This is a genomic window from Corynebacterium sp. HMSC070H05, from assembly GCF_001837615.1.
GTDB classification, from domain to species: domain Bacteria; phylum Actinomycetota; class Actinomycetes; order Mycobacteriales; family Mycobacteriaceae; genus Corynebacterium; species Corynebacterium coyleae.
The window spans coordinates 1-3,933 of sequence record NZ_KV833302.1 but is presented as its reverse complement, the minus strand read 5'-3'; the positions used below and the strand labels follow the sequence as shown (position 1 = coordinate 3,933).

The 3,933-nt window shown below is 57.5% G+C and carries 6 protein-coding genes and 2 pseudogenes; 6 read left to right on the top strand and 2 right to left on the bottom strand.

The features are described 5' to 3' along the window. A pseudogene (locus tag HMPREF2617_RS04270) lies at positions 1-277 on the top strand (single-stranded DNA-binding protein); the annotation flags it as partial. On the opposite strand, the gene HMPREF2617_RS04265 reads toward HMPREF2617_RS04270, so the two are convergent. Next, a complete protein-coding gene (locus HMPREF2617_RS04265; RefSeq protein WP_256008564.1) occupies positions 274-702 on the bottom strand; it encodes a recombinase family protein in 429 nt (142 codons plus the stop codon). The pseudogene HMPREF2617_RS04270 and the gene HMPREF2617_RS04265 overlap by 4 nt on opposite strands. A gap of 196 nt (positions 703-898) precedes the next feature. Between HMPREF2617_RS04265 and HMPREF2617_RS04260 the strand changes: the two genes are divergently transcribed. The 5 genes and pseudogenes from HMPREF2617_RS04260 to HMPREF2617_RS11625 form a co-directional block, all read left to right on the top strand. Next, positions 899-1,444, top strand: coding sequence for a TetR/AcrR family transcriptional regulator (locus HMPREF2617_RS04260; RefSeq protein ID WP_034666346.1), 546 nt, complete (start codon positions 899-901; stop codon positions 1,442-1,444). Beyond that, positions 1,441-1,800 carry a DMT family transporter gene (locus HMPREF2617_RS04255; RefSeq protein ID WP_048733039.1) on the top strand — a complete coding sequence of 120 codons (360 nt, stop codon included), beginning with the start codon at positions 1,441-1,443 and terminating at the stop codon, positions 1,798-1,800. Before HMPREF2617_RS04260 ends, HMPREF2617_RS04255 begins: the two co-directional genes overlap by 4 nt. Continuing rightward, positions 1,797-2,126: a DMT family transporter gene (locus tag HMPREF2617_RS04250; protein WP_003849969.1), complete on the top strand. Its 330-nt coding sequence runs from the start codon at positions 1,797-1,799 to the stop codon at positions 2,124-2,126. Before HMPREF2617_RS04255 ends, HMPREF2617_RS04250 begins: the two co-directional genes overlap by 4 nt. 99 nt (positions 2,127-2,225) lie before the next feature. Beyond that, positions 2,226-2,540 (top strand): NIPSNAP family protein, encoded by a 315-nt coding sequence (locus tag HMPREF2617_RS04245; RefSeq protein ID WP_174232238.1) that lies wholly within the window; start codon positions 2,226-2,228, stop codon positions 2,538-2,540. A gap of 644 nt (positions 2,541-3,184) precedes the next feature. Next, positions 3,185-3,469 (top strand): annotated as a pseudogene (locus HMPREF2617_RS11625) (transposase); the annotation flags it as partial. A 55-nt stretch (positions 3,470-3,524) separates the two neighbouring features. Here the strand turns inward: HMPREF2617_RS11625 and HMPREF2617_RS04235 are convergent. Then, the coding region (locus HMPREF2617_RS04235; RefSeq protein WP_070571012.1) for an integrase core domain-containing protein at positions 3,525-3,933 on the bottom strand (409 nt) is incomplete at its 5' end.

Genomic DNA, 3,933 nt, shown 5'->3' with positions numbered 1-3,933 from the left:
CGTGGAGCTGACCGGCTACGTCCAGGACGCGAAGAACCCCGGCGTGTTCGGCTGCATCGGGTCCGGCGACCGTGTCGCAGTGAGCTACTCGCTGAAGACCGACGTCTACACCGACAAGGACGGTGTGAAGCACTACCCGCTGGTCGCCCGTATCGACACCGTGCAGCTGATCGACTCCAAGAAAGAGTCCGCTGCGCGCGCAGCCCGTCGCGGAGGCGAGGCGGCGAACGCCGCCCTGGCTGGCGCTGACGCCGACAACGACGAAGCACCGTTCTAACAACGACACCCCGCAGGGAAACCTGCGGGGTTATTTTTTTCAACTATTTCACGGTGTTGATCCAGCTCTTTCACGGCCTTACCCAACTGAACAAAACCCAACAGCCCTAGCATCAGCTTGGCGATCGGGGTGGAGTCTTTTGAGTAGGTCTGTCCCTCCTTGAGGAACTTCACCGACACTCCTTTGCTGACTAGCTCGTCAACAATGGCGTACAGATCCGTCAGTGAACGCGCGCACCGATCCATCGACGTGACGACAAGCTGATCTCCTGCACGGACATATCGCATTGCTTCATCAAGTCCAGGGCGCTCACGCGATCCACCACTGGCCTTATCCGTGTAATAGGTGAAGACCTTCTCTGCCTTGAGTTGTTCAATCTGACGATCAAGGTTCTGATCTTTCGAACTCACCCGGGCATAGCCCACCTTTTGTCCTGAGATCGCCCCCAACTGTTCAGTGATCTCCAGAGGCAGTGACGGTTCTGTTCCGTTAGTCTTGGAACTAACCCTAGCGAACAGGAAGTTTTTTCATTCACAAATTGTTCGCTTGGGGTGTACCCCAGGTGCCCCTACCAGCGCCCGCAGTTGAAGGCTTCACCTACCAAATGGTAAAGTTAGCTATATGCGAACCAGTCAGCGCTCCGAGATCCTGGAAGCTGCCCTCCGCGTCATGAACGCAGCGGAGGGTGGCGACATTACCCTTGACGCAGTGGCCCACGAGGCCGGGCTCACCAAACCGGGATTGCTATATCACTTCCGCAACCGCGACGTACTGCTCGCCGCGATCGTCGACCACGCTGCGGCCAACGTCGAGAACGACATGACTGCCACCCTTGGCAAGCCCCTCGAGAACGCCAACGCCACCGAGCGGCTCCTGAGCTACGTTCACGTCGCCGCCCACGGGGCCGCCAAGCGCGCCGAGTTCATCATCTGGGGCCAAGCGACGTATCGGCCCGAACTCACCGAACCGTGGACTACGCGGATGGGCCGCTGGCTCGAACTCCCGGACGATCTCGACGCCGCCACCCGAGCCAGGCTGACCACCGCCCGACTCGCCGCCGACGGACTCTGGGGCGCCCAGGCCACAGGTGTGTCCACCCTCCACGGCGCGGATCTCGAAGCCGTCGTCTCCAGCATTCGCTCCCTGATCGAAGGAACAACCCCATGAAGCAGTGGTTCCTGCTCGCTGGCGCCATCACTACCGAAGTGGCGGCGACGCTGTCTCTCAAGGCGGCGCTCAATCACCCATCCTGGTACATCGTGGTTGCTGCCGGATACATCGGCACTTTCGTCTTCCTCACCTTCTGCCTGCGCGAAGGAATGCAGATCGGCGTCGCCTATGGCATCTGGGGAGCCAGCGGGGTCGTGCTCGCCGCCGTGCTATCCGCCGCGATTTTCGGTGAACCTCTGACCGCTGTGATGGGTCTTGGAATGGTTGCGATCATCAGCGGTGTCCTCACCGTCGAACTCGGCTCCCAGAAAGCTCAGCAAACCGCAGCCCAGGAAGCAGGAGTCAACTCATGAGATGGATCTTCCTCGCAGGCGCCATCTTGTCCGAAGTCGTCGCGACCATGTCGCTACGAGCCTCCGACGGTGGCCGGGTGAAGAAATGGTTCATCGGCGTCATCGCGGGGTATCTCGTGGCGTTCGTCGCCTTAAGTCTCGCCTTGGCCGACGGCATGGCCCTTGGCGTCGCCTACGGCATCTGGGCAGCATCCGGCGTAGCTCTCACCGCGATCCTCGCCCGGGTCATCTTCCACGAACCCCTCACCCGAACCATGGCCCTCGGCATCCTCCTCATCGCCGTCGGAGTTCTCACCGTTGAACTCGGCGCCAACTTGGCGAACTGACGCATTTCCGCAGGTAAACCAGGCAGATTGGTGTGCTGCACCACGAGGCGCACAGACAAAGGCTCCCCAATGAGCGCCTGTGGGCCTAGCGTTGTGGATGTGATCACCTGTGTCGTCCACTACACCATCGACCCCGACCAGATCGCAGCCTTTGAACAGTTCGCCCGCGCTTGGATGCGGCATGTCGACGAACACGGCGGCACCCACCACGGGTACTACCTACCCGCGGAAGGTGTGAGTGACCGTGCGGAATCCCTGTTCAGCTTCCCCAGCCTGGCTGCCTACGAGCAGTACCGCACCTTGTTCGGCACCCACTCGGACTTCATCGCCGCTGACCGGATTCGAGACGAGTCCGAGTGCGTCCTGCGGTACGAGCGCACCTTCATGCGGCCGCTCCTACCCCAGGGACACTGAAAGGGACTCCGGCAGCACGCTCGGCACAACCCACAACGCCGCAGGTCAGCGCGTACAGATGGGTGTACGCTATACACACATTAGGACCTTAAGGCATAGCTGCAGCTACTTTCGCCTTACTACCCATGAAGATAGTTGGAAGGAAGTTGAGTGATATTCATGACTGGTTCAAGTTATCGATCAAGAGTATTTGGATATAATTTTAGTCGGATCGTACTTATCTTCGCAGTACTCTTATTGTGTGTCTACTTCTTGACCAGAAGAGATCAAACCGCCTTTATCACATGCGGTCTTTTAGTGTCTCTGGCAATTTTCTTTAATGTCGGGGTGTTGCTGAATGATGAAATCCTTCGGATTTCAGTTCTTGGCATTCCAGTTAGCAACGTTCGTTTGGAATCTCTGAAGGGGGCGGAGATCCTTCCCTCGGGCCCCATACTCGAATCCCAAACGTTTGGGGTTCACTTCCTGGATGGCACTATTTCATTCCATGCCGGTTCTGCAAATATCCTCCTACACCGCAATATCGGAAGACCCATTCGCTTGACGGTTAAAGACCCAGAGGAATTTTTACACCTCCTAGCGGAGAACTCCGCTATTCGACCCGCTTCTCACAGTTAAGCCCCCGGTGCCGACACAACTGGCAACCAAAAGCATACCTCGAAGAGCTACTCACTCAAGCATCACCCGATCTGACGCGTCAGATGCTCGGTGATTTCATCAACCAAATTCTATCTTCCCAAGACGATACTGTCGGCAGCGCTGACTACGGCACCACCAGCGACAACCGCGTCAACCACCGCAACGGCTACCGCCACCGACTACTGGATACACGGGTCAGCACCGTCGATGTGGCTATCCCGAAACTACGCCACGGTTCCTTCTTGTCTGACTGGCTGTTAGAACGACGAACCCGTAGCGAACGTGCCATGTAGATAAGCCTCTGGGCACTAAAGTACCCAGAGTGAAGTGCCCCGGGTTTTGTTCCTAGGCGTTTGCCTTGATTTCTATTATTTCCTGGGGTGGGTTCTGCTTCCAAAATTCGGTTTCGACCTCGACCGGGGTTCGGTATCCCAAGCTTTGGTGAAGCCTTGTCTCGTTCCACCATGACACCCACTCGAACGTCGCGATTTCTACCTCGACAACGTCATTCCACCTGCGGGTATGGATCAGCTCGTTCTTGTAGGATCCGTTGACGTTTTCAGCAAGAGCATTGTCGTAGGAGTCACCGACAGTTCCGGTGGAAGCTGTAATGCCGTGTTGGGTAAGCCGCTCGTTGTAGACCACGCTGACGTACTGCGATCCGTGATCCGAATGGTGAATGAGACCTGTTGTTTCCTCAGCACACACGATCGCCTGGTTGAGAGCTTGCAACGGCAGTGCTTCGGTGCGCATG

Excerpts from the sequence above, each read along its gene's own strand:
- HMPREF2617_RS04250 (WP_003849969.1), top strand. The coding sequence starts at position 1,797 with ATGAGATGGATCTTCCTCGCAGGCGCCATCTTGTCCGAAGTCGTCGCG.
- HMPREF2617_RS04255 (WP_048733039.1), top strand. The coding sequence starts at position 1,441 with ATGAAGCAGTGGTTCCTGCTCGCTGGCGCCATCACTACCGAAGTGGCG.
- HMPREF2617_RS04260 (WP_034666346.1), top strand. The coding sequence starts at position 899 with ATGCGAACCAGTCAGCGCTCCGAGATCCTGGAAGCTGCCCTCCGCGTC.